Annotated in this window: 26 protein-coding genes; 10 read left to right on the plus strand and 16 right to left on the minus strand. The window is 64.1% G+C overall.

Features of this window, described 5'->3' with window-relative positions:
- Positions 1 to 36 precede the first annotated feature (36 nt).
- The 4 genes from C2L66_RS19270 to C2L66_RS19285 all read right to left on the minus strand — a co-directional run bounded on the left by C2L66_RS19270 (position 37) and on the right by C2L66_RS19285 (position 5,950).
- Positions 37 to 2,322 carry a DUF3141 domain-containing protein gene (locus C2L66_RS19270; RefSeq protein ID WP_054932649.1) on the minus strand — a complete coding sequence of 762 codons (2,286 nt, stop codon included), beginning with the start codon at positions 2,320 to 2,322 and terminating at the stop codon, positions 37 to 39.
- Between the two features lie 395 nt (positions 2,323 to 2,717).
- Positions 2,718 to 3,872, minus strand: coding sequence for an acyl-CoA dehydrogenase family protein (locus C2L66_RS19275; RefSeq protein WP_060603688.1), 1,155 nt, complete (start codon positions 3,870 to 3,872; stop codon positions 2,718 to 2,720).
- Positions 3,873 to 3,950: 78 nt separating this feature from the next.
- Complete coding sequence (locus tag C2L66_RS19280; RefSeq protein ID WP_082670398.1) at positions 3,951 to 4,817, minus strand: IclR family transcriptional regulator; 867 nt, start codon at positions 4,815 to 4,817, stop codon at positions 3,951 to 3,953.
- Positions 4,818 to 5,074: 257 nt separating this feature from the next.
- Positions 5,075 to 5,950: a DUF4148 domain-containing protein gene (locus C2L66_RS19285; protein ID WP_060603685.1), complete on the minus strand. Its 876-nt coding sequence runs from the start codon at positions 5,948 to 5,950 to the stop codon at positions 5,075 to 5,077.
- Between the two features lie 229 nt (positions 5,951 to 6,179).
- Here C2L66_RS19285 and C2L66_RS19290 point away from each other — a divergent pair, with 229 nt between their 5' ends.
- The 4 genes from C2L66_RS19290 to C2L66_RS19305 all read left to right on the plus strand — a co-directional run bounded on the left by C2L66_RS19290 (position 6,180) and on the right by C2L66_RS19305 (position 8,741).
- Positions 6,180 to 6,902 carry a sulfite exporter TauE/SafE family protein gene (locus C2L66_RS19290; protein ID WP_060606888.1) on the plus strand — a complete coding sequence of 241 codons (723 nt, stop codon included), beginning with the start codon at positions 6,180 to 6,182 and terminating at the stop codon, positions 6,900 to 6,902.
- A gap of 31 nt (positions 6,903 to 6,933) precedes the next feature.
- Entirely contained in the window at positions 6,934 to 7,269 is a 336-nt protein-coding gene (locus C2L66_RS19295; protein WP_060603682.1) for a YbjQ family protein, read from the plus strand.
- A 30-nt stretch (positions 7,270 to 7,299) separates the two neighbouring features.
- On the plus strand, positions 7,300 to 7,494 hold the full coding sequence (locus tag C2L66_RS19300; protein WP_007586056.1) for a YqaE/Pmp3 family membrane protein: 195 nt from the start codon (positions 7,300 to 7,302) through the stop codon (positions 7,492 to 7,494).
- A 122-nt stretch (positions 7,495 to 7,616) separates the two neighbouring features.
- Positions 7,617 to 8,741 (plus strand): GGDEF domain-containing protein, encoded by a 1,125-nt coding sequence (locus tag C2L66_RS19305; protein WP_060603679.1) that lies wholly within the window; start codon positions 7,617 to 7,619, stop codon positions 8,739 to 8,741.
- Between the two features lie 11 nt (positions 8,742 to 8,752).
- On the opposite strand, the gene C2L66_RS19310 is transcribed toward C2L66_RS19305, so the two are convergent.
- The 3 genes from C2L66_RS19310 to C2L66_RS19320 form a co-directional block, all read right to left on the minus strand.
- On the minus strand, positions 8,753 to 8,980 hold the full coding sequence (locus C2L66_RS19310; protein ID WP_054932644.1) for a DUF2964 family protein: 228 nt from the start codon (positions 8,978 to 8,980) through the stop codon (positions 8,753 to 8,755).
- Between the two features lie 81 nt (positions 8,981 to 9,061).
- Entirely contained in the window at positions 9,062 to 9,670 is a 609-nt protein-coding gene (locus tag C2L66_RS19315; RefSeq protein WP_060603677.1) for a hypothetical protein, read from the minus strand.
- 92 nt (positions 9,671 to 9,762) lie between these two features.
- On the minus strand, positions 9,763 to 10,155 hold the full coding sequence (locus C2L66_RS19320; RefSeq protein WP_054932642.1) for a hypothetical protein: 393 nt from the start codon (positions 10,153 to 10,155) through the stop codon (positions 9,763 to 9,765).
- A 629-nt stretch (positions 10,156 to 10,784) separates the two neighbouring features.
- Here C2L66_RS19320 and C2L66_RS19325 point away from each other — a divergent pair.
- A complete protein-coding gene (locus tag C2L66_RS19325; protein ID WP_054932641.1) occupies positions 10,785 to 11,189 on the plus strand; it encodes a helix-turn-helix domain-containing protein in 405 nt (134 codons plus the stop codon).
- Positions 11,190 to 11,265: 76 nt separating this feature from the next.
- Here C2L66_RS19325 and C2L66_RS19330 read toward each other — a convergent pair whose 3' ends face one another.
- Genes C2L66_RS19330 through C2L66_RS19340 form a run of 3 tightly spaced genes read right to left on the minus strand, consistent with a single transcriptional unit; the run spans position 11,266 to position 12,545 of the window.
- Entirely contained in the window at positions 11,266 to 11,787 is a 522-nt protein-coding gene (locus tag C2L66_RS19330; protein WP_409372625.1) for a lytic transglycosylase domain-containing protein, read from the minus strand.
- Positions 11,788 to 11,793: 6 nt separating this feature from the next.
- Entirely contained in the window at positions 11,794 to 12,174 is a 381-nt protein-coding gene (locus C2L66_RS19335) for a hypothetical protein (RefSeq protein WP_060603675.1), read from the minus strand.
- A 14-nt stretch (positions 12,175 to 12,188) separates the two neighbouring features.
- Positions 12,189 to 12,545 carry a hypothetical protein gene (locus tag C2L66_RS19340; RefSeq protein ID WP_007586048.1) on the minus strand — a complete coding sequence of 119 codons (357 nt, stop codon included), beginning with the start codon at positions 12,543 to 12,545 and terminating at the stop codon, positions 12,189 to 12,191.
- A 420-nt stretch (positions 12,546 to 12,965) separates the two neighbouring features.
- Between C2L66_RS19340 and C2L66_RS19345 the strand changes: the two genes are divergently transcribed.
- On the plus strand, positions 12,966 to 13,673 hold the full coding sequence (locus C2L66_RS19345; protein ID WP_060603672.1) for an MgtC/SapB family protein: 708 nt from the start codon (positions 12,966 to 12,968) through the stop codon (positions 13,671 to 13,673).
- 68 nt (positions 13,674 to 13,741) lie between these two features.
- Here the strand turns inward: C2L66_RS19345 and C2L66_RS19350 are convergent, their stop codons facing one another.
- Positions 13,742 to 14,305: a DUF4142 domain-containing protein gene (locus C2L66_RS19350; RefSeq protein ID WP_054932639.1), complete on the minus strand. Its 564-nt coding sequence runs from the start codon at positions 14,303 to 14,305 to the stop codon at positions 13,742 to 13,744.
- Between the two features lie 271 nt (positions 14,306 to 14,576).
- Here C2L66_RS19350 and wrbA point away from each other — a divergent pair, with 271 nt between their 5' ends.
- Positions 14,577 to 15,176, plus strand: a complete 600-nt coding sequence (gene wrbA, locus C2L66_RS19355) for an NAD(P)H:quinone oxidoreductase (RefSeq protein WP_060603668.1) — start codon at positions 14,577 to 14,579, stop codon at positions 15,174 to 15,176.
- An 88-nt stretch (positions 15,177 to 15,264) separates the two neighbouring features.
- On the opposite strand, the gene C2L66_RS19360 is transcribed toward wrbA, so the two are convergent.
- The 3 genes from C2L66_RS19360 to C2L66_RS19370 form a co-directional block, all read right to left on the minus strand.
- Positions 15,265 to 15,819: a YbaK/EbsC family protein gene (locus C2L66_RS19360; protein ID WP_060603665.1), complete on the minus strand. Its 555-nt coding sequence runs from the start codon at positions 15,817 to 15,819 to the stop codon at positions 15,265 to 15,267.
- An 88-nt stretch (positions 15,820 to 15,907) separates the two neighbouring features.
- Positions 15,908 to 16,921, minus strand: coding sequence for a LysR family transcriptional regulator (locus tag C2L66_RS19365; RefSeq protein WP_060603662.1), 1,014 nt, complete (start codon positions 16,919 to 16,921; stop codon positions 15,908 to 15,910).
- Between the two features lie 104 nt (positions 16,922 to 17,025).
- Positions 17,026 to 17,607 (minus strand): DUF3331 domain-containing protein, encoded by a 582-nt coding sequence (locus C2L66_RS19370; protein ID WP_054932635.1) that lies wholly within the window; start codon positions 17,605 to 17,607, stop codon positions 17,026 to 17,028.
- Positions 17,608 to 18,124: 517 nt separating this feature from the next.
- Between C2L66_RS19370 and C2L66_RS19375 the strand changes: the two genes are divergently transcribed.
- From C2L66_RS19375 to C2L66_RS19385, 3 genes are all read left to right on the plus strand, one after another.
- Positions 18,125 to 18,502: a DUF427 domain-containing protein gene (locus C2L66_RS19375; protein WP_060603659.1), complete on the plus strand. Its 378-nt coding sequence runs from the start codon at positions 18,125 to 18,127 to the stop codon at positions 18,500 to 18,502.
- Between the two features lie 435 nt (positions 18,503 to 18,937).
- Positions 18,938 to 19,627, plus strand: a complete 690-nt coding sequence (locus C2L66_RS19380; RefSeq protein WP_060603656.1) for a carbonic anhydrase — start codon at positions 18,938 to 18,940, stop codon at positions 19,625 to 19,627.
- Between the two features lie 118 nt (positions 19,628 to 19,745).
- Positions 19,746 to 21,308: a SulP family inorganic anion transporter gene (locus C2L66_RS19385; protein WP_054932669.1), complete on the plus strand. Its 1,563-nt coding sequence runs from the start codon at positions 19,746 to 19,748 to the stop codon at positions 21,306 to 21,308.
- 132 nt (positions 21,309 to 21,440) lie between these two features.
- On the opposite strand, the gene C2L66_RS41275 is transcribed toward C2L66_RS19385, so the two are convergent.
- The gene (locus tag C2L66_RS41275) at positions 21,441 to 21,584 is read right to left on the minus strand and encodes a hypothetical protein (RefSeq protein ID WP_167352364.1); all 144 of its coding nucleotides are present in this window, start codon (positions 21,582 to 21,584) and stop codon (positions 21,441 to 21,443) included.
- A 102-nt stretch (positions 21,585 to 21,686) separates the two neighbouring features.
- Entirely contained in the window at positions 21,687 to 21,971 is a 285-nt protein-coding gene (locus tag C2L66_RS19390) for a hypothetical protein (protein ID WP_060603653.1), read from the minus strand.
- Positions 21,972 to 22,311 lie beyond the last annotated feature (340 nt).

A 22,311-nucleotide genomic window follows, 5' to 3' on the forward strand; every position in this document is an offset into this window, starting at 1 on the left:
CTGTGACCGTCCGCTCGCACACGTGCATGCCATCTGTCATTCGACCTGCTGGCGCGCGGGCTCCGCGCGCCGCGATGCTTTCTTCTTCGATGCCGATTCGAAGATCGTCAATACGCGTGCGAGATCGGCGCGCTCGTGATCGTCGAGCGGCAGCACCGTGCTGAGTTTGTCGATGTCGCGCGCGGCGTTGCGGATGTTGTCGGGCGGCGCGCTGGCGAGCAGCCCCGGCAAGGCCCCGATGGCCGCCTCGCTGTCGAGGCGCAGCAGCGCGGCCTGTTCGCGCACGACATGCTTGAACGACAGAATGCCCCGATCCGACAGCTTGCTCAGCATTTCGCGCGCGAGGTTGAAGCGCCGCTCGTCCGCTTCGCCACGCGTGCGCCGCACATACAGCAGCGCGCGCACGCTTGCTTCGAGCAGGCCGCCCTCCGTCATGTCGTGGCGCAGCCGCTCGTGCTCCGCGACGATCGATGCTTCGCGCTCTTCGGTGTCGCCCGGTTCCTTCAACGCGGCGTTTGCTTCGCTGTCGCTGCGCGGCGGAAGGCCTGCGAAGGCCTGCAGCCAGGGTGCGCCATAGACGGTTTCGAAAATCTGCTCGACGGCGGCGTCGCGCATATCACGATAGAAATCGAACGACGCGATGACGGCATTCGACATGGCCGTCTGCATCTGCAGGAACGGGTTGTCGGCCGTGACGGGCGCGCGCGCTTCCTTCACGCTTTCGGCCGCCCGCGCGACGGACGACGCAAACGGATTGCGATCGGACCACAGTTCGTACGTGACGCGCAGCGGATGCAGCTTGCTGGAGACGTCGGCGGTCCACGGCGTCGTGCAGGCGCGCACCCACGGCTGCAGGAAGCTGCGATACAGGCCGAGATTGACGCGCGACAGATACGCGGCTGTGGCGAAGCGCCGGTCGCTTTCGGGATCGGGCTGCACGATCTCGCGCACGTCGGCGATGGTGCGCGGAGAAATGGACAGCACATACTGGCCCTGCACGAGATCCGCATAAGGCGTCGCGTCCGTCTTCGCGCCCATGTGCGCTTCATAGAGGCCGGACGGCAGCAGGTCGATCAGATCAATATTGCTGACGAACTCGCGATGCTCTTTCTTCCCCGTGCTGCTCGACACGAAGATGCCGAGATGGCCGATGCTGTCGTGCGTCGCGTAGACGATGGTCTGATCGTGGCCGATCAGATCGGCGTCGTCGCGATAGAGATCGGTGATCCAGCCGAGCGCTTGCGGCGGCGGCGTGATGTTGTCGCCATACGAGCAGAACACGACGATGGGTGAGCGGATATTGCGCAGATCGAGCCGCACGCCGTCCGACGTCACGATCTCACCACTGACGAAGCGGTTGCCGACAAACAGGTTGTCGACGATGTACTGCATTTCGCCCGCGTTGAGGAATACGTGGCCGCCCCAGTACTTTTCGAAGCCGAGATAGCGCGGACCTTCCGTGTCTATGTTTGCGTACAGGTTGTACTGCTTGGTCCACAGTGTATTCGCGGGGTTCAGGTTCTCGAAGTTCTGCACGAGCCACGCGCCGTCGAAGCGGCCATCGCCGAGATCGCCCGTGAGCGCCGTCAGCCACGAGCCGCCGAGCATGCCGCCCGAATAGCGCATCGGGTTCTTGCCGCGCCAGCCGGCCCAGTACGACACGGGCGCACCCGCGACGACGATCGGGCCGAATAGCTCGGGGCGCATCGAGGCCGTCATCAGTATTTGCCAGCCCGCCTGGCAATTGCCGATTACGGCGGGTTTGCCGGGGCTCTCGGGATGCAATTCGATGACTTTTTCCAGGAACGCGGCTTCCGCGTGCATCACGTCTTCGACGGTTTGTCCCGGCACGGGGTCGGGCAGGAAGCCGACGAAATAGCAGGGGTGGCCCGCTCGCAGTGCCGCGCCGATTTCGCTGTCGCGCTTGAAGCCGCCGATGCCCGGGCCGTGTCCCGCGCGCGGGTCCACGACCACGAACGGACGCAGGCGGCCGGGATCGTGTCCTTCCGCGAGGTCGCGGTCGGGCTTCAGGTCGTCCGGCGCGGCGATGCGCACGAGACCGTAGTTGACGGGGCGCGGCAGCGTACGCCCATCGACGATGAGCTCGGTGCCGAAGTCGAGCACGTTGGGCACGCGTTCCTGCATGTGCGCCTGATACTGATTGCCGCGTTCGCGCATCACATCGGCGAACAGCACGCTGCGCTGCCATGTGTCGACAGCGTAGGCGTAGCCTTGCGCGAACAGATTGCCCGGCATCGACGCGAAGGGCGTCGACGGTGCGGATGTGTCTGATGTTGCGGAATCGGGTAGAGACTGATTCATGGTCGCATCTGCTCCCTCAAAGAGTCGGCGCCGAGGTCTCATGCGACGCTCACAGGCACGCGCTAAACGTGCATGAAGCGCTTACCCGACGCGCGAGCATCGTTGCAATGAGTCGCGGCCTGAAACCAGGGCGAGACTTCAACGCGCCTCGACGAGGCGCGGCTTCGATCAAGATCAGCGATAAAAATGGCAGAAGCATGACGCATTGATGAATGCCAGCATCGGACTCGCACGTTGCGCGAGCCGGTATGTGTTGCATTGCGTCAACAACCCAGTTTAGGACGGGATGTTTTTTCTGGCAATCTGAAATGTGCCAGCGAGGGCGGGTGGAATTGAAGCGTTGACTTCGATCAAGGCAATTGCATTGCATGCCTTGATCGACGTTTCTGTTCAGACTAGCGGCTTGCGTCGCGGATCATGTTGCGCGCGATCACCAGTTGCTGGATCTGCGTCGTGCCTTCGTAAATGCGGAACAGACGCACGTCGCGATAGAAGCGCTCGACGGCATACTCGGACACATAGCCCGCGCCGCCATGAATCTGCACAGCGCGATCCGCCACGCGGCCGCACATCTCCGAGGCGAACAGCTTGCAGCACGATGCCAGCGTCGATACGTCCTGTTTGTCATCGCGGCGGCGCGCGGCATCGAGCACCATCGAGCGCGCGGCGTAGATTTCCGCGCGGCTGTCGGCGAGCATGGCTTGCACGAGCTGGAACTCGGCGATCGGCTGGCCGAACTGCTTGCGCTCCATCGCATAGCGCAGCGCGTCGTCGAGCATGCGTTCGGCAGCGCCGACGCAGATCGCCGAGATATGCAGGCGGCCTTTGTCGAGCACCTTCATCGCCGTCTTGAACCCGACGCCCTCCTTGCCGCCGATGATGTTCGCAGCGGGCACGCGGCAGTTCTCGAAGATCACGTCGCAGGTATGCGCGCCTTTCTGGCCCATCTTTTTGTCGATCTTGCCGAGCGACAGTCCGGGCGTGCCTTTCTCGACGATGAACGCCGAGATGCCGCTCGCACCTTTGATTTCCGGGTTGGTGCGCGCCATTACCGTGTAGATGCCCGCTTCGGGCGCGTTGGTAATGAAGCGCTTGGTGCCGTTGATCACGTAATGGTAGCCGTCGCGCACGGCCGTCGTACGCAGCGATGCGGCGTCCGAACCCGAGCCCGGCTCAGTCAATGCGAACGACGCGATCAGTTCGCCCGACGCGAGCTTCGGCAGATAGTAGTGCTTCTGCTCGTCGGTGCCGTCGATGATGAGCCCCTGCGAGCCGATACCGTTGTTCGTGCCGATCAGCGAGCGAAACGCGGGCGAGGTCCTCGCAATCTCGAAGGCGGCGAGCACTTCTTCTTCCATCGTCAAACCGAGGCCGCCGTATTCTTCGGGAATCGACAGGCCGAAGAGACCGAGTTCACGCATCTCGTCGACGATGCCGGCAGGGATTTCATCCGTTTCGGCGACTTCGTTTTCGGCGGGCACGAGTCGCTCGCGCACGAAGCGCGACAGCGAATCGAGAAGAATGGACAGTGTTTCCTGATCGCGGATCATCGTTTTACCTGTGTGCTATGACGCGGTTTGCCTGTCGCGTCCGCATGAACGCGTGAAGCGCGCCGCGCCGGGTCTTCTTCAGCGCCGCCCGATGGCGGCCTCCACTCGTTTGACAAGACCCGCAAGGCGCGGGCCGATGTCGTTCTCCAGTATGTCGCGGCTCAGCACGAAGGCGGGCCCGCCGCAGTTGAAGGCCATCTGCGTGCCGTCGGGCGCCGTGAACGGCACGCCGACGCTCGCGATGTCGGCATCCCAGTCGCCATACGACAGGCAGAAGCCGCGCGTGACGTAGTCCTTGATTGCTTCGCCGATGCCGCCTTCGATACGCGGCCAGGCGGTTTCGTCCTGCGCGCGCACCTGGTCGAGCACCGCGCTGCGTTCGGCGTCGGGGGCGGCGGCAAGGTACGCGCGGCCCATCGACGTTGTCGCAATCGGCAGACGCGTGCCGATGCTGCGCATGACGGTGATGGGCGCGCTGCTTCGCACCCATTCGACGTACATCATCGACAGCCGGTCGCGCACGCCGATCGCCACCGAACATCCCGCGTATTCCGCGAGTTCCTGCATCAGCGGCCGCGCGAGGTCGCGAATGTCGAGGTTCGACAGCATCGCGTAGCCGAGCGAGAGCACGCCCGTGCCGAGGCTGTACTTGCCGAGCGGTTCGTCATAGCGCAAATAGCCGAGCTTCGCGAGCGTGCCCGCGAGCCGCGCGACGGTGCCTTTCGGCAAACCCGTCCGGCGCGCCAGTTCGGTCAGGCCGAGATGCCGTTCCTTCAGGCCGAAACAGCGCAGCAGTTCGAGGCCGCGCGCCAGCGCCGTGACGAACTGGCGGTCGGTTTCGTACGGTTCCTCGTCGAAGCGCGCTATGTCGCGTTGCTCGTGCGGCTCGTTTTGACGCACGTCGCGCCTGTCTCCCGTTTTGGTGCTTCGGGCGAATGCTGTCATGTCGCTCAACTCCGTGTCAATCGGCTTCGGGGTTATGGTTCGCATGGCGGACCATTGTAGAGCGGGGTCGACGGATTCGCTAGTTGGCGCTTTAACGCGATCCGGCGTGGGGTTCGTGTCTATTGTGAGATAGCTATAGGTGGGGATATGGCGGGGTTAACCACTAAAGATTACGTGAAGCATCACTGCAGGGAAGAGCACGCAAGTGAACTAGCCGACCGTGCTGATGGTTCGCTGTGCAGACCGGAATGCGAATGCTACCAGGTCCGGACGGAAGGCTGCGTGTTGTCCCTCGGCGAACCGCCCGGGCCGTAGGGATCGGGATTGCCGAAGCGCGACATCGTTCCGTTCTGGCGCGCGCGGCTGAGTTCGTCACGCACTTGGGCGCGCGTCTTCGGTCCATCGCCGGGTGCGGGCGACGGGGCGGCGGGCTCGTGGGTTTGCGCCGTCGATGTCGCAGCGGGGGCGGGCGGCTGCTCGGCGGGTTCGGCAAGGGTCGCGGCAGTTCGCACCGCGGATGCGATCACCGGTTCAGGCTGCGCGGGAGGTTGAACGGGAGCCGTGCCGGCCGCGTGATCGCTTGCCGTTGCGTTGTCCTTCACGCTGTCCGAGCGGATCTCGACGGGCGGTGTTGCGTCGAATGCAGGTTGGTCACGCTCCGAAGTGTCCGTGACATGACGCGACGCTGCCGGTCGCACGTGTGTCGTCTTCGCGGAAGCATGCGCGCGCGCAAGCGGCTGCGCGGCGCTTTGCTCAACTGGCGTGGCCAGCCGCAGTTCCCGCGCCTGCGCTTCGCGCGCGGCCAGTTCCTTTTTCAGCAGCAGCGCTTGCGGCTCGTCACTGCGCATCGTCAGCACCGCGTCGAGCAGCACGTGTGCGGACGCGAGGTCGTCACGTTGCAAGCTGTCGTGCACCGCCTGCAACACCCGCGCGATGCTCGCGTTGCGCGGATCGTCGAGCGTTGCGTCGGGCGTGACGGCGCGCGCGGCGGACGACATGGCGCTATCGACGCGGCCCTCCGTATCTCTTGCGGCCGTCTCGCGATTGCCGAACCGAAGCCCGAGCGTCGCAAGCACCAGCGCGCCGATCAGCAGGCCACCCGCCACGAACATTCTGTTGGACTCACTCAACATCGCGTTTCCCTTCGGGTCTGTCCCGCACACGTCGATACGCGCATCGCCTCACACGCATTCCGTAGACAAAAAAAGCGCGAACTGCGCTGTTATGCAATACGAGTTGTAGCAGCAATTGGATGCGCCGCGCGGGCAAATAAAAATCCGGCGCGCGGCATTCATCACAGGTTTGGCTGATGTGCCGCCATTTTCCAGTAGCATGGCGCCAGGACGCTTTTCGGGGATGCGCATGGGTTATCTGTTGGTTCTCGCCGTCGGCCTCGCGGCGGGCACGCTGAGCGGCGTGATCGGCACGGGCTCGTCGATGATGCTGATGCCCGTGCTCGTGATGCTGTTCGGTCCGCAGCAAGCGGTGCCCGTCATGGCGATCGCCGCGATCATGGGCAATTTCGGCAAGGTGCTTGCGTGGTGGCGCGAGATCGACTGGCGCGCGTGCGGTGCGTATTGTTCGACGGCCGTGCCGGGCGCGGCGCTCGGCGTGCGCACGCTGCTCGCGCTGCCGCCGCATGCCGTCGAGATCGCGCTCGGCCTTTTCTTCGTCGCGATGGTCCCGGTGCGGCGCTGGCTGGCGCGTCGAGCGGTGCGCTTCTCGCCGTGGCATCTGGCGGCGATCGGCGTGCCCGTCGGGTTTCTGACGGGCATCGTGGTCTCGACGGGGCCGATCACGGTGCCTGTGTTCATGGGCTACGGCCTGGTGAAAGGCGCGTTTCTCGCGACGGAAGCGGCCGGCTCGCTCGCCGTCTACGCCGCGAAGGTCGCGACCTTCAACCACTTCGGCGCGCTGCCGCTGCACGTCGTGCTGGATGGCGTGATCACGGGCTCCGCGCTGATGACGGGCGCGTTCTGCGCGCGGCGCATCGTCGTGCGCATGAGTCCCGGCACGTTCAGGCTGGTCGTCGACGGGTTGATGCTGTCGTCCGGTCTGTCGCTGCTGTGGGCGGCGGGACGCTGATCGAAACAGCTACAACAGTGAAGGGAACGACATGATCGAACGAAACATGGTCTCCACGGCCTTCGATTTGCCTGGCTATACCGTCGACACGTCGCTTGGCGTCGCACGCGGCATCATCGTGCGTTCGCGCTCGGTGGTGGGCGCGATCGGTGCGGGGCTGCAGACCATCTTCGGCGGCAATATCTCGCTGTACACGTCGCTGTGCGAGCGCGCCCGGCAGGATGCCTACGAGCGCATGCTGGCCGAAGCGGCGACGCTCGGCGCAAATGCCGTGATCGGCATGCGTTACGATGCAACCGAGATCGGCGCGGGCGTGACGGAAGTGCTGTGCTACGGAACAGCCGTACACGTGCGCCGCAACGTATAACCGAAGTTTTTCAACCAGAAGGAAACGTCAATGCGTCTGTTGCTTGCTCTGCTTTTGCCGTGGTTCCAGTTCTTCACGATTGGCCGGCCGTTCGCCGGGATCATCTGCCTGGTGCTGCAACTCACGATCATCGGCTGGCTGCCGGCGGCGATCTGGTCGGTGTATGCGCTCAGCCAGTACAACACCGACCGCAAGATCGACGAAGCGCTCGGCCGGCGCTCGTAAGCGCATTCGTTGCCAACACATCTGGCCAGGCCCGGTTGCATGCATCGGCCTCAAGCAATCGCGCTTCGAGGCCGATAACCAGACGTTGGGCCTCTGTTGCGGGCCCCAATGCCACGGCCCAGATGAGCACAACACACACGCCCCCGTCCGTCCGCCTTCGCGCACTCGTCGATACGGTGCAACGCAACGAACGCACGTTGCGCCGCTTCCAGGATGTCGAGCTTCAACTGATTCGCGCGCAGGATTTCCCGTCGCTTTGTCGTGTGCTGCTCGACTATCTGCCGCGCGAGTTCGGACTGGAGGGCGTGACGCTGTGGCTCAACGACACGTTGCCGCTGCTGCACGAACTGGCGTCGCGCCACGGGAGCAGCGCGAACCGGCAAAGCAACGAGACTAACGGGATGGCTGCATCGTCGCTCAAGACCTCGCGCGAGATGGGCGATGCCGCCGCGCGGCTCTGTTCTCATGGCCGTCCGTGGCTCGGCACGCCTGCCGCGATGGACGAAGCGGCGCGTCACGCATGCTTCGGCAGCGACGCTCGGCCTGCCAGCATCGCGCTGTTGCCGCTCGCGACGAACGCACAGCCGAGCGGCTATCTGTGCCTCGCCAGCGACAACGAAAGCCGCTTTGCGCCCGGCATGGCGACCGACATGCTGGAGCGTTTCGCCGTGATCGTCGCGGCGAGCCTCGATAACGTCGCGCATCGCGAGCAGCTCGAACGCCTCGGCGCAACCGACGCGCTCACAGGCCTGCCCAACCGCCGCTATTTCGACGAACGTCTGCGCGAAGAAACGACGCGTGCGTCGCGCTACCGGCTGCCGCTGGGCTTTCTGTTCATCGATATCGACGGCTTCAAGCCGATCAACGACGCGCACGGTCACGCCGTCGGCGACCGCGCGCTGGCGATGGTCGGCGCCTGCCTGCGCAAGCAGACGCGCCTCGGCGACACCATCGCGCGCTACGGCGGCGAAGAATTTGCCGTGCTGCTGCAAGGCGACCTGAAGGATTCGCTGGTGGTGGCCGAGCGCATGCGCGCAGCCGTCGCGCAACTCGACCTGCGCGACACGGATGGCGCGGACGAGGGCGCGCGCATCCCGTTGACGGTGTCGATCGGCGTATCCGCGCATGCCATGCAGCAAGGCGCCGATCTCGACGGGCTCGGACGTACGCTCGTCGAGGAGGCGGACCGCGCGATGTACAAGGCGAAGAGCGCCGGACGCAACCGCGTGGTAACGCTCGTCGTGTAAGCGCGGCTGCGCTAGTCGTCGACGAACAGCATCGACACGTAGAGGATCGTCGACACGATGATGATGCCGACGCCGACGAATACCTTCGTGCGGTTGAATTCGAGTCCGCCGTTGATCGCGACGGCAATGCCTGCAACGGCCGACAACGTGCCGATCGCGGCCAGCACGACGTGCGCCTTGCTCCAGATCATTTTGCGGCGTGCTTGGCGCTTCGGGGAATTCCAGGGTTCGATAGGCATCGGGTTGATTGTGCGGGACTGCGAGATGATCTACGACTGCGTCTCGCCGGCATGGCAAAACGCAGTCTTGCAAACGCGCTTTTACTTGATCGGCGTACCGTTGCGCGTGATCTGTACAGCCGTCGCGGACACGTAGGTCGCGCGAATGCTGTCGCCGACCTTGATCCTGGTGAGCGGCACTTCCTCCGACACTTGCAGGACCACGGTGCGCTCGGGCCCGCGCAGCGTTACCTGACGCTTCTTCCGGTCGATCTTCTGCACGGTCGCGACCACCTCGACGTGGCGCGTCTGGGTCGACGCGCCGCCTTGCTCGGGCGTGGTCGTCTGCGATTCGACGCGCGAGCGCACGCCCTTCGCATCGACCTTGTCCGCCGTCAGCAGCAGCGCGCCCTTGTACGAGATATGCACCTCGTCGCCGACTTTCAGCTTCTTCACGTCGCCGACGTCGGGATCGACGTCGACGATGGTCGTCTCGCCGCGCGGCCCGCGGATCGTCACTTCGTTGTTGTCGGCGTCGATCTTGACGATGTGCGCCGTCACGTCGGCGACGGCGGCCGTACCGACGGCATTCGGGGCGGGTGAGGAGGCCGGATTGTCCTGCGCGCGAGCGTCGATGACGGGCGCGGCGAGCGCCGCGCATGCGGCTGCGATGGCCAGGATGCGAACCGGACGGCGAGCTGCAAGTTGCATAGGAGACTCCTCGGTTGGATGGACCTGTGGTCGGTAGGCCGATTGGTCGCGACGAAGCGGGGCGCGAAACCGGCGATCGGGGTCACGCAGGTTCAGGCGGGTTCGGCGACCTGTCTGGCCGCTTTTCTTCTTGCATCTTCATAGACGCGGCGTCGCTCCGCCTCGACCAGCAGGCGCTTGCGCTTGACCGACTGGCGATGGATGGGTGGTCCCATTACCGCGACATAGTCGGCATAGCGATGCTTCTGGTAGCGGCGGAAAAAGTCGGGGCCGGGCAAGCCGTTGCTCAGCGCGAGCAGCACGCCATAATCGATGTCCGACACCTCGCCCAGCGACGCGATGGCGCGCTCGAGTGCGTCGTAGCGCGCGGTGAGCGGATCGCCCGCGCCGAACATGGCGTGAAATCGCTGATAACTGAGGAGACGCTCATGTTCGGCGGCGCGTCGCAATGCCAGCACGATACGCTCGACCCGTTCGCCTTCCATTTTGACCTCCGCGCGTGTTGCGCCCCTCGCGCGAGTATCCGGATGCTGCGCGACGGGCTATTTCGATTAATCGGTTATGCCGTTTATAGGCGAAGTTGTTTCGCGTTGCTGAAATACTGATTTAAATCAATTTTGAAAAAAGCGCTTTTTGAGCGTGCACATATACGCCGCGTTTTAGAGCGGTGAGCAGGGCATGAGTAAATACCATTAGGCGAAGCAATCGAGATATTCGATTTTGAAGCGAGGTCTTGCCATACGACGTTCCCTTGAAAACGTAGCAGGCGCACGGACCAAAGTGCGGGTTGTCAGGCTTGTAGGTACTCGCTGCGAGTAACCGTTACAGCATGCTAGCAAACGATTTCGGTAAGTTCAAGGCGCCATGTAATGCTTCTGAAAAAATATGAGGACTTCTATTGTTGATCGAAATGGTTTGACTGTTTATTGCCGTTAAACGCAACGCAATAAAATCCGCAAATGATTTTTCTATATTCATGAAATTTTACGGATAGCCGACACAGCGGGGCCTGGAACATATATTGGTTTTTGTCTTGTGTCATGTCATGTGCCACGCGGGCCCGTCGTGCTGCACCTTGGGCTTGCGTCTTCCGGACCGTCAACGAGACCCGCTCATGCCTTCACGAAACGACGCATTGCCGACTGTCATGCGCAGGCTCGCGGCGGGCAAAATGCTGATGGAGGGGGCGTCCGTCAGCGACGTGGCCGCGCAGCTGCATATCTCCGAGAACACCGTGCGCAAATATCGCGCGCTCGTGAACGAGGGCGGGCTGGAGTCGTTGCGGCAGATGAGCGTGGGCGGCCGTTCGTCGGTGCTCGACGCGGCCGCGATGCAGTGGATCGCGACCGCGCTGAGCGGGCCCGCGAGCATACACGGCTTTCCGTCCGATGCATGGACGAGCAACCGTCTGCGCGAGCTGATACGCGCCCGGTTCGGCGTCAGCTACTCGCGTGTCTATACATGGCAGATCGCGACCAATCTCGGCCTCGGGCACCGGCTCACCAAGTCTCGCAAGTGAGCACGCAAGTGAGCACCCAAGTAAGCACTCAAATGAGCACGCAAGCGGGTATGAAGGCGAATGCCCGTCGTGGTCCTCAGCGCGATGCAGGCAGCAGTTCGCCCCACGCGACGAGAATCTTCTGGATGCTGCGCGCGTAAGCGTCGCGCTCTTTCGGCGATTCCGAGTGATAGGCGCCGATCGCACGCCAGGTGTTGCCGTACTTCACCATCTTCTGCTTCATGAGCCACGCCGCGACGTAGATGTTCACGCAAGCATCCGTGAGCGCGCGGTGCGGAATGCCCAGCCGCTTCAGATCGCTGAAGTGCACCGAGTTGATCTGCAACTGGCCGACGTCGATCGAACCATTCGCGTTGCGGTTGACGGCAGCGGGGTCGCCCTTCGACTCGTGCCACGCGACCGCGCGCAGGATCAGCGGATTGACGCCCTGATAGACGGCGGCCTGCTCGAAGCAGTCGTCGGCGCGGGCGGCGCCGCACGTCAACGCGGCGAGCGCAAGCGCGAGCGCGCCCGCCGTGCATCGGACCAGGCGCAGCGAGCGGGGCGCGGCGGGGAATCGATGGTTGAACACGTGTGACGCTCCGTTGAGTGTGCGCATCAGCGGTTATTTGCCCAGCGCGAGATCGAGCTGCCTGTCGACCGAGCGCAGATAGGTGCGCGAGGCATCCGATACGACCAGGCGCGCCGCGGGCGCGGCGGGCCGCACGTCGACGGCGGCGCGCACCTTGCGTTTCTTCGCGGCGGGCTTTGGGGCGAGCGGCTCGTCGTCGTCGGTCGTGGGCGGCAGCATCGCGAGCGTGGGCAGCGGCGGGTAGACCTTGTCGGCGGCGGCTGTGGCGGCGGTCGCGCTATTGGCACCATTGGCGCCTGCGGCGCCGTTCGCCGACAGCGCGCCGGCGACGGAGGGCTGACCCGCGTGCGCGGCTTCGCTGATGAAGGCGGTGAGCGCAACCAGGCTCGCCGCGCAGATGACGGTGCGGAACATGACGTGGCTTCCCCTCATGGCGTCGCGGCCGTCGGCCGGACGGACACGCTGTACGGCTGATTTGCGCCCGCCGTCAGGTTTTCCAGGCTGAGCTTCGCTGGATGCTGCGACGGCACGCCGCGCCAGATCGCCTGGTTCAGGTACGGCAGGTCCTGGCCGAGGGCGGTGACGAGAATCGTGGTCGGCTGCTTTTGCGCAGCGGCCAGCGCGCCCGCCTTGGCGAGCACGGCCGACAGTTGCGGATCGCGTGCGCCGAGCGCGTCGGGCGGAATCGTAAAGCTGATGACATCGTTCGACACGGGCGGCTTGTCCGCCTGCGGTGCCGTATTGGCGGGCAATTGCGCGCAACCGGCCAGCGCGGCGAAAACCATACAGAACGCAAGCTGCTTCACGAGCTGCTCCCAGAAGTCGTTGACGCTATTTCGATTTTGTCGGCAGGATCGCGTCGAACTTGATATGCAAACCGCAAACGTTTGCTAAATCGGGAAACTTGACTCAAGAACAGCGGCTGTTCGGAAACTCTGACCGCAGAGGGTTGGGAAAGCGGTGAGGTTGCCTCAGGCCTGGCGGCGCATCAAGACATTCGAGCGCACGACCGGTTTTGCGGGGATTTCATATTTGCAGCGCGTTGTCGGCCGCCAGTCGTCCTGTGACATTGGGCGAATTGGCCGCCCGACATACCCGCGTTACACAGTCATGAAACACAGCGGCCTCAGGATATCGTCCCCATGCCCCGGTTCGCACTGCCGGGTTTCATCTCACGTCGGTTCTGCATCAACCTGTCAAACCCTATGTCAGCGGATTTCATCTGGAGGCTGCTCGCTGCGTTCGCGTGCGGCGTCGCAATCGGTCTCGAACGTCAGATCCGGCAGCGCACCGCAGGGCTGCGCACCATCACACTGGTGGCGAGCGGCGCTTGCCTGTTCGTCACGCTCGGCATGCTGACGGGCAATGGCGTCGCGGGCGTGACGCAGATCGCCGCGTATGTCGTGTCGGGCGTGGGCTTTCTGGGCGGCGGCGTGATCATGCGCGACAAGGGCTCGATCCAGGGCATCAACACGGCGGCGACGCTCTGGTGTTCGGCGGCAGTCGGCGTGCTGTGCGGCGCGGGGCATTACGGACCGGCGCTGGCTGGCACGGTCGTCGTGCTGGCGACCAACACGGTGCTGCGCGAAGTGAGCCGCGCGATCAACGCGACGCCGGTGTCGAGCGCGGACCTCGTGCGCGAATATGTGTTGACCGTTGTGTGCCGCGAACACGACGAAATCCACATTCGCACGCTGCTGTCGAACTCGATGTATTCGCAACCGCTGTCGTTTCAGCGTCTCACGAGCGAAGACGTCGAAGACGATCCGTCGCGTATCGAAGTGACCGCGACATTACGCATGCACCCGAAGGATCAGGCGAAGCTCGAATTGATGGCGAGCCGGATCAGCATGGAGAAGAGCGTGTCGAGCGTCAGCTGGTCCGCGAAGGAAGTGGAGCCGACGCCTGAATAAAAAAGCGCATCGCGCGGCGATGCCGCGATGCGCTTTGCTCAACGTCTGCTTCTATTTGAGCCGTGTGCTTACTGCGTCGCGAGATGCTTGCGCTTGGCAAGTTCCTGCGCGGCCGCGTACTGCGCCTGGATGGCGGGCAGCGCCTTCTGCGCGGCTTCCTTCAACTGCGCGTCACGTCCCGAGGCGATCTCTGCCTGAAACGCCGACAGCGTTTTTTGCTCGCCGCTCAATGCGATCTGCTCGATATACGCCTTGTCGAATTCGGCGCCGCGCAGATTCTTGATGCTGTCGAGCGTTGCCGTATCCGGGTTGTTGTGCGGCACGTCGACGCCGCGCGGGCTTGCTGCGCGCAGCGCATTGGCGATCGTGAGGTTGTCGGCGGCGACCTTTTCGGCGAATGCCTTCACATCGCGGTCCGTCGAACGCGACGTCGCGATGCGCGCGGCATCGCGCTGCGTGGCGACGGCTTGCGTGCCTTCGTTGACGAAGGTCTGATCGGCCGCATGCAGCCGCACGGAATCTGCGGACGCGGCGGGTGCCGGTTGCGTGGTTTGCGCGTTCACCGCCGATGCGAACAGCAACAGACTGGTCGTGGATGCACAGACGATGGAAGCGATGGGCAAACGGATCATGTGTTCTCCTTCAGTGGGCTTAGGAATCAGTCGAAGGCATTCTATGGGCCGCTCCCGCATGCAGGTGAAACGACGATGTCGCTTGTGTAACGGGGCGTAAAGCTTGTGGCGCGTCGCGCGCGGCGATGCAATGCGTTCGCGCGGCGAGCGACGCGAGGCGTTGCGAAGACATGCGCGGTGTGTCGGGAGTATCGTGAGTGGCGCGGCAGATAGTGCCGCCCGCTCTCAAACGCGAAGCATGACGGCTTCGCATACTCGTCAGGAGATCGCAATGGCCAAGGTTCTCGTTCTCTATTACTCGTCGTACGGGCATGTCGAAAAGATGGCGGAGGCCGTCGCGGAAGGCGCGCGTGGCGCGGGTGCGCAGGTCGATGTCAAGCGCGTGCCGGAGACCGTGCCCGAAGAGATCGCAAAGAAGTCGAACTTCAAGCTCGACCAGCAGGCGCCCATTGCGACGGTTGCCGATCTCGAACAATACGATGCAATCGTGGTTGGCACGGGCACGCGTTATGGGCGCATGTCGTCGCAGATGGCGGCGTTTCTCGATCAGACGGGCGGACTATGGGTGCGCGGCGCGCTGAACGGCAAGGTCGGCGCGGCGTTCGCATCGACGGGCACGCAGCACGGCGGACAGGAGACCACGTTGTTCTCGATCATCACGAACCTGATGCATCTGGGGATGATCATCGTGGGCTTGCCGTATAGCCATCAGGGGATGATGAACATGACGGAGATCGTCGGTGGCGCGCCTTATGGCGCTACGACGATCGCAGCGGCCGACGGTTCGCGTCAACCTAGCGCAATCGATCTGGAAGGCGCACGGCATCAGGGCGAACTGGTCGCGAAGACGGCGGCCAAGCTGTTTGGCTGAGCGGCCTCTTGCTTGCTGGAGTCCGCGGCGGAACGCACTGAACGCGCGAAAGCGCACGGGAATTCGCGCGCCTTCAGTGCGCCGTCGTTCACGCTGCGGCGGGTGTTTCCGGCGGCAACGTCAGTTGCGCGACTTGGACGTTGTCGAGCTGTTCGAGCAAGGAAGGCGCGAGCAACAGCTTCGCCTTGCGAATGCCTGCGCCCATCACCACTTGCCGGCGCGCCATCACGCCGGCATCGACGAGCACGCGCCAGTTCGCGGGCAGGCCGAACGCGGTGATGCCGCCGAACTCCATCGCGCTTTGTTCCGTTGCGATCTCGCGCTGCGCGAACGAAATGCGCTTTGCGCCCAGCACGGCTTTTACCGCGCCATTGACGTCGAGCCGCAGCGAGCCGAGCGTCACGATCGCGGCGAGATGCTCGCCTCCATCCTTTTTGTACTTGACGACGATGGTGTTCGCGCAGTCTTCCATCGGGAAGCCGTAGCGCGCGCTGAAGTCGGCTGTGTCCGATGCGTCGTCGGTGACGGCGAACACGACGATGTCGCGGCCTGCCACGGATGCGGCGACGTGCGCGGGAAGATGTGCGCCGATATGCTCGGGCGCGATGATGTCGAGCTTCTGAAGCGGTTCGTGCGAAAGCATGGTGACCTGTGAGCAGTGAGCGGACGAAAACAACGCGCACACATTGTACGATTTGCGGCTGATCCGCGGCCGCATTGCGCGCATGCGGTCAGTCGCCGGGCGAGCGTTGTGGCGCGCTGGCGTTCACGGGAAAAAGATGCACGCTCATGAAGTCGACGAAGGCCCGCATTTTCGGCGTCAATTGCCCGCCCGAAGGCCACAGTGCGCGAAACACGCTGAGCGCGCCGGAGTATTCGCGCAGAACCGGGACGAGCGTGCCGCTCTCCACCTGCGCGCGCACCGTGAAATCCGGCACGCAGGCGAGGCCGAGATCCTGCTCGGCCATCGCGATCAGCGGCTCGACGGCGGTGGCGATGGCGGTCGTGGGCAAGTCGATGTCGATCGACTCGCCGTCGCGTTCGAGCGGCCAGCGGCGCAGCTTCCCCGTGGTCGGAAAGCGATGCTGAAGACACGCATGATGGACGAGCGCCTCGGGCATCGTGAGGGGCGGATGTTTCGCGAGGTACGCGGGTGACGCGACGATCAGATGCACGTAGGTGCCCATCGTTCGCGTGATCAGTTGCGAGTCGTTGACGTCGCCCGTGCGCATCACGACGTCGAAGCCTTCTTCGATCACATCGACCATCCGGTCGCTGAAGTCGATGTCCAGCATGATCTCGGGATAAGCCTTCATGAATTCGCCGATCACGGGCATCATCAGCTTCGTCACCATCGGCATGCTCACACGCAGCTTGCCGCGCGGCGCGGCATGCGCGAGCGCGAGTTCGCTCTCCGCGGCCTCGATCTCCTCGAAGATGCGCTGGCAGCGCGTGAGAAACAGTGCGCCTTCGGGGGTGAGCGTGATGCTGCGCGTGCTGCGATGAAAGAGCCGCGCGCCGAGCCGTGTTTCCAGACGTGAAATGGCCTTGCCGACTGCGGATGCCGAGATGCCGATCTGGCGGCCTGCTTCGGTGAAACTGCGGGTTTCCGCGGCGCGCACGAAGATGTTGAGCGAGCCGAAGCGGTCCATTGCGCCCGTACTCGTCGTGCCGTCGATGGTCGCCGACGACGCGGAGTGCAGCTTGACGGGCGCTGTGCGCGCCACATCGGCTTGTGTAGCCATGGCAGGTCTCCGGAACTCGAAGCGCCGCCCGGCGAGCCAGCGCGGGCGGCGCGTCGCACGCTAGCCGTGCGCGTCCGAAGTGTAGCGCGTGCGCGCCGTGTCGATCATTCGAGGTCGTCGAGCTGATCCGCGAGGATCATCTGCGACATGTTGCGCGGCCGGCTCGACGGACGGCTGAACGGTCCATACACGGCGTCGCCGCGCACGATGCTGGCGCCCGTCAGCGCGCACACGCCGCGCGAGCGCGCAATGCGGCGCACCCACAGCTGCTCGGTATAGCGGCCGGCCGTCGAATCGCGCCAGGTGATCGAAATCGACTTCGCGCCGAACCGTTCGACGAACGTGATCACCGCGTCGCTATGCTGGCTCGCGGCCGCTTGCGCGCGCTCGGCCGTGGCGCTGCGGCGCGCGGCACGCGCGGCGCAAGCGCCCTTGTCGCATTTGTCGGACGATGCGAGCTTGCTGTCCTGCGCGGGCGACTTGCCGAGCCGCGAAATCGTCGCGGTCCACGGGTCGTGCAGCGCGGGCGTGGCGGGCGCAATACCGCCGCCTGCCGGCTCGGACCGAAGATCGGCATAGAGCGTTTCCTTGCGACGCAGTTCCGGCTCACCGTTCGCGCGCCGGTTTGCGTGGGCGCGAGGCCTGGGCTCAGGCGTACTGGCTGTTGCAGTTCCAATCCTGCTCACGTCGACTCCTCGTTAAAGCGTGGCCCGTCGAGGCGGCTCATTCGATCACGCAGAACCTTACGTTCTGCTTTTGATGGCCGCCCGGCAGCCGCATTTGCGGCCACCTTGCGCGCGGGCGAAAACGCATGCGCCGCGCGTCGCTGCGCCCTGACGGCGAACGATGGGGAGCGGCTTCACGCTGCATCACAGCGTTGCAATCAGCTTTCGCGGCCGGCGCGGATGACCGGTCGCATGGCACGCATCCTAGCGGCTTGCCTTTGGCAGATAAATGCCAGCTAAATGAACACTCAATTTATCTAACTCAAACAATGGGACGGGACGGGTATGCCAATCGACGGCAATCGCTTGCCGCATCAGGCTGTCCGGCGATGCATATGCACACCGGTCGGGCGCGCAAACGCCCGATAGCCGCCACGCGGCGCAAGGTCTTGTCTTGACAACGCAAGACGGGCGGCCATACTCGGACGGTACTTCGCCGCCCGGCCACAACCTGTTTCCACCGCAAGGACGCGCCGTCATGCACAAGACAGTGAAGATTCCCGGACCCGATCATCCCATCGCGATTGCAAAAAGCGGGTCACGCGTGGTCGTGTCCGTGGCAGGACAGAAGATCGCCGACAGCACCGACGCGCTGTCCTTCCATGAAGCCTCGTACCCTGAAGTCCTCTACATTCCGCGCAAGGACGTCGACATGTCGCTGCTCGAACGCACCGATCATTCGACGTATTGCCCGTACAAGGGCGAGTGCAGCTACTACAGCATTCCCGTTGGCGGCGAGCGCTCCGTCAATGCGGTGTGGAGTTACGAAAGTCCGTACGAAGCCGTCGAGTCGATCAGGGACCATGTTGCGTTCTATCGCGACCGCGTGGACGCCATCGAGGTCAGCGCGCCATAAACACGCGAACGCGCGGCCAGTTTCCGGCCCACTGCGGTGCCATCGACGCCCTCGTCCGAGGGCTTCACAACTTCACTTCTTCAATCGAATCGCGACGCGCCGTCGCCCGTTTTCCGTCGCATTTTCGTCGTTGACACCACTGTCAAACGCGGCGCACGCATTCAAATTTGACGCGATTGATAAAAAATAAAGACAAGAAAAGTCATTTCCGAAAAGCTCCGTTTATTCACGGCGCAGCCAATCACCCAAATAACATAAAACGCCCGAAAGCCGCATGTATGCACGCTTTCAGGGCATCGGATGCAGCCGGCATTAAATGATTTTTTGTTGATTTTTTTTCGGAACCTTCTTGCCGTAAGCTTTTCGTAAACACCATTGCGTTTGTCCGCGATGGACTGACTCCGTTCAATTGAGAACCCGGCAGGAGCACGATCGATGAATCATCCAAAACGCTTATTGCTTTCCAATCTGGCATGGTCGCAAGAGGTCTCGGCGCGCGAGCCCGAGTTCTTCACGGAACTCGCGCGCGGCCAGCAGCCGCGCTTTCTGTGGATCGGTTGCTCCGATAGCCGCGTGCCCGCCGAGCGCGTCACCAATGCGCAGCCGGGGGAATTGTTCGTCCATCGCAACATCGCGAACCTCTACACCTCCGACGACGGCAACACATCGAGCGTGATCGAATACGCCGTGCATGCACTGAAGGTCGAGCACGTGATCATCTGCGGACATCATCATTGCGGCGGCGTGCGCGCCGCGCTGTCGCCGCCTTCGGATGCGCTGCCCATCGTGAACCGGCGCATTGCAGGTTTGCGCGAGCTCGCCGAACGTCATCGCGACGAACTGCATGCGATCGCGGATTTCGACGAGCGCGTCGACCGCTTCGCGGAGTTAAACGTGATCGAGCAGGTGCGGCTGCTGCGCGAGTCGCCCATCGTGCGCCGCGCGCCGCGTCCGCCGCAGGTGCACGGCTGGATTTTCGGGCTGCGCGCAGGGCTTATCACGCAACTCACCGATATGGATGAAGCCCGCGACATCGCCGAAGCACACGCCGAAGCGCACGCCGAAGGGCACGCCCAAGCGCACGCCGAAGCGTCCCCGTCCGTCGCCGTGCGCGACGCTGCGTAGGGACGCTCGGGCAGTTCTCCCGTTTTCAGACTCACTCACGCCCATTTCACCGACATGTCCATCAAGCCGCCGGCGCGCGACGCCGGGCGGTGTGGCTCAACTCGACCTCGCGGATACCATGCACACTCCACCTGTTTCCCGTTTATCGAACCTGCGCAGCGATGTCTTCGCCGGGATCGTCGTGTTTCTCGTCGCGCTGCCGCTATGTCTCGGCATCGCCACCGCGTCCGGCGTCGATCCATTTGCCGGGCTGGTGTCCGGCATCGTCGGCGGACTGGTGGTCGCGCTGTTGAGCGGCTCGCATCTGAGCGTGAGCGGGCCGGCTGCGGGCCTCGTCGTGATCGTCGTGTCGGCAATCGCGTCGCTCGGCAGTTTCTCCGCGTTTCTCGCCGCCGTGCTGATCGCGGGCGCGTTGCAGATCGGCTTCGGCCTGCTGCGCGCGGGACAGCTTGCCAGCTTCGTGCCCGTCGCCGTCATCAAGGGCATGCTGGCTTCGATCGGCATCATCCTGATCGTCAAGCAGATTCCACTCGGCGTGGGGCTCGTGAGCGGCGCGGATGCCAACGTGGCGCACGCGGCCATGCTGGCGACGCCGTTCGGAAAACTGTCGATAGTGACGACTGCGCTTGCGCTCATCTCGCTGGCGATGCTGTTCGCGTGGGAGACGCCGCGCGCCAAGCGCTACGCGGTCGTGCGCATGCTGCCGGGGCCGCTCGCGGTCGTCGCGCTCGGCATCGGCGTGACGCTCGCGCTCGATGTGCTCGCGCCCGCGCTTGCGGTGCCCGCCGAGCACCGCGTGTCGCTGATGCCGCTGGACTCGTTCGCGGCGCTGACGGGCGCGATTTCGATGCCCGACTTCAGGCAGCTCGTGGACGGCCACGTCTGGCGCGTCGGCTTGACGCTCGCCATCGTCGCGAGTCTGGAGACGCTGCTGAGTCTCGAAGCCGTCGAACAGATCGATCCGAAGCGCCGCCGCGCGTCGCCGGACCGCGAGTTGAAGGCGCAGGGCGTGGGCAATATGGTGGCGGCCGTGCTGGGCGGTCTGCCGCTGACGGCCGTGATCGTGCGTAGTTCGGCGAACGTGAATGCGGGCGCGCAGACGCGCATGTCGGCCGTGATTCACGGCGTGCTGCTGCTGGCGAGCGTGTTCGCGCTGACGGCGGTGCTGAACCTGATTCCGCTCGCCTGTCTCGCGGCGATCCTGATTCACACGGGCTACAAGCTCGCGAAGCCGGCGCTCTTTACGGCGATGGCGCGCGAAGGCGTCGACCGCTTCGTGCCGTTCGCGGCGACGATTGCCGGCGTGCTCGCGACGGATCTGCTGATCGGCATTGGCATCGGCATTGCGACGAGCGCGGTGCTCGCGTTGCGCGCGAACCTGTCGCGCACGTTCACGCTGACGCGTCACGACGATCACTATCTGCTGGTGCTGCGCAAGGACGCGACGTTCCTGTCGAAACCGATGCTCACGCGCTGTCTCGCGCAGATCCCCGACCGCGCGACGGTGCTGATCGACGCGGAGCGTGCCGATTTCATCGACCGCGATATCCGCGACACGCTCGATGCGTTCGTGGGCGAGGCGGCGCAGCGGCAGATTACCGTCGAGCGCCTGCGCTGGCCGGAGCCGGCGGCTCAGGAAGGGCAGGCGCCGCTGCCGTCGCTGGGCGCGACGACGGGCTGAGCCGTAAAAAGGGCGCGATAGCGCGCGGCAGCGCGTTATCGGTGTTGTCGAACAGCGGTTTCGGACAGTGCTGGCCGGAAGGCGAGGGCGCTGACGGGCGGCGCATCCTCGCCTGACCGGCGGAAGGCGGGATTATTCGGCGATCGAAAAGCGCGACGGCCGCGCCTGCTTCGCTTTGCTGGGACGCTCGACACGCGGGCTGGCACCGCGGATGAACAGCACTGCGCACAACGCCACCATGGCCCAGATGCAAAGAATTACGGTCAAGACGTTCATTTCCAGTTCCAGTCTCAGTCTCAGTCTTAGTGGGTCGGCACTACGGACGTTGCCGGGCTGCCACCGTCGGGTTCGGTTCTCGTGGTCGCGCGGGGCGGCCGGTCAATGCGTGGTGTGCTGCGTTTCGCCGTCGAACAGAAGCTCGTCGATCAGCCGGGTGGTCACGGCAAGCTGCTTCTCCAGCGACACACGCGCCAGTTCCGCGCTCACCGCGTCGCCGCGTGCGACGGCGGCGTGCGTCTGGGTGGCGAGGCGCAGCACCGTGTCGGAGGCGAGCTGCAAGCCGCGCATCAGCTCGGACTCCGGGTATTCCCGCTGGCTATTCCACTCCGGCGCGCTGAGCGCGTCGGGCTCGAACGGGTTGCTTCTGTCATGACGGGAAGACATTTCAGGCTCCTCAGTGCACTGGCATGACTGCAGTGTGCGCCGCGTCGCCGGCGTTCAATCGGCCGAACAGAGGCCGATTTCGGATTCATACCGCCGTCATCGAAATGTGCTCGTGCACGGTCAGAATGCCTGCTTCCTGTCCACGTCCCGGCGAATGGTAAGCAACTGTTAGTGCGCGGTCTGCGCGTAAAGGCCCTGGGTTGCGCGGGCTCCTTTCTTGCGCGGGTCGAGTGCGTGGCGCGGCGGGCGTCCCGTCGTATCGAGCTGTAATGCGCCGTCACAAGTGGTCACGCATGTCTTCTGTAGCGTCTGCTCAAATGGCGCTAGAGAAGGGAGAACG

Origin of the sequence: Paraburkholderia caribensis, from assembly GCF_002902945.1 — a bacterium.
Classification (GTDB): domain Bacteria; phylum Pseudomonadota; class Gammaproteobacteria; order Burkholderiales; family Burkholderiaceae; genus Paraburkholderia; species Paraburkholderia caribensis.

Coding starts and splice junctions, on each gene's coding strand:
- C2L66_RS19270 (WP_054932649.1), bottom strand. CDS start 2,322: ATGAATCAGTCTCTACCCGATTCCGCAACATCAGACACATCCGCACCG.
- C2L66_RS19275 (WP_060603688.1), bottom strand. CDS start 3,872: ATGATCCGCGATCAGGAAACACTGTCCATTCTTCTCGATTCGCTGTCG.
- C2L66_RS19280 (WP_082670398.1), bottom strand. CDS start 4,817: ATGACAGCATTCGCCCGAAGCACCAAAACGGGAGACAGGCGCGACGTG.
- C2L66_RS19285 (WP_060603685.1), bottom strand. CDS start 5,950: ATGTTGAGTGAGTCCAACAGAATGTTCGTGGCGGGTGGCCTGCTGATC.
- C2L66_RS19290 (WP_060606888.1), top strand. CDS start 6,180: ATGGGTTATCTGTTGGTTCTCGCCGTCGGCCTCGCGGCGGGCACGCTG.
- C2L66_RS19295 (WP_060603682.1), top strand. CDS start 6,934: ATGATCGAACGAAACATGGTCTCCACGGCCTTCGATTTGCCTGGCTAT.
- C2L66_RS19300 (WP_007586056.1), top strand. CDS start 7,300: ATGCGTCTGTTGCTTGCTCTGCTTTTGCCGTGGTTCCAGTTCTTCACG.
- C2L66_RS19305 (WP_060603679.1), top strand. CDS start 7,617: ATGAGCACAACACACACGCCCCCGTCCGTCCGCCTTCGCGCACTCGTC.
- C2L66_RS19310 (WP_054932644.1), bottom strand. CDS start 8,980: ATGCCTATCGAACCCTGGAATTCCCCGAAGCGCCAAGCACGCCGCAAA.
- C2L66_RS19315 (WP_060603677.1), bottom strand. CDS start 9,670: ATGCAACTTGCAGCTCGCCGTCCGGTTCGCATCCTGGCCATCGCAGCC.
- C2L66_RS19320 (WP_054932642.1), bottom strand. CDS start 10,155: ATGGAAGGCGAACGGGTCGAGCGTATCGTGCTGGCATTGCGACGCGCC.
- C2L66_RS19325 (WP_054932641.1), top strand. CDS start 10,785: ATGCCTTCACGAAACGACGCATTGCCGACTGTCATGCGCAGGCTCGCG.
- C2L66_RS19330 (WP_409372625.1), bottom strand. CDS start 11,787: ATGCGCACACTCAACGGAGCGTCACACGTGTTCAACCATCGATTCCCC.
- C2L66_RS19335 (WP_060603675.1), bottom strand. CDS start 12,174: ATGTTCCGCACCGTCATCTGCGCGGCGAGCCTGGTTGCGCTCACCGCC.
- C2L66_RS19340 (WP_007586048.1), bottom strand. CDS start 12,545: ATGGTTTTCGCCGCGCTGGCCGGTTGCGCGCAATTGCCCGCCAATACG.
- C2L66_RS19345 (WP_060603672.1), top strand. CDS start 12,966: ATGTCAGCGGATTTCATCTGGAGGCTGCTCGCTGCGTTCGCGTGCGGC.
- C2L66_RS19350 (WP_054932639.1), bottom strand. CDS start 14,305: ATGATCCGTTTGCCCATCGCTTCCATCGTCTGTGCATCCACGACCAGT.
- wrbA (WP_060603668.1), top strand. CDS start 14,577: ATGGCCAAGGTTCTCGTTCTCTATTACTCGTCGTACGGGCATGTCGAA.
- C2L66_RS19360 (WP_060603665.1), bottom strand. CDS start 15,819: ATGCTTTCGCACGAACCGCTTCAGAAGCTCGACATCATCGCGCCCGAG.
- C2L66_RS19365 (WP_060603662.1), bottom strand. CDS start 16,921: ATGGCTACACAAGCCGATGTGGCGCGCACAGCGCCCGTCAAGCTGCAC.
- C2L66_RS19375 (WP_060603659.1), top strand. CDS start 18,125: ATGCACAAGACAGTGAAGATTCCCGGACCCGATCATCCCATCGCGATT.
- C2L66_RS19380 (WP_060603656.1), top strand. CDS start 18,938: ATGAATCATCCAAAACGCTTATTGCTTTCCAATCTGGCATGGTCGCAA.
- C2L66_RS19385 (WP_054932669.1), top strand. CDS start 19,746: ATGCACACTCCACCTGTTTCCCGTTTATCGAACCTGCGCAGCGATGTC.
- C2L66_RS41275 (WP_167352364.1), bottom strand. CDS start 21,584: ATGAACGTCTTGACCGTAATTCTTTGCATCTGGGCCATGGTGGCGTTG.
- C2L66_RS19390 (WP_060603653.1), bottom strand. CDS start 21,971: ATGTCTTCCCGTCATGACAGAAGCAACCCGTTCGAGCCCGACGCGCTC.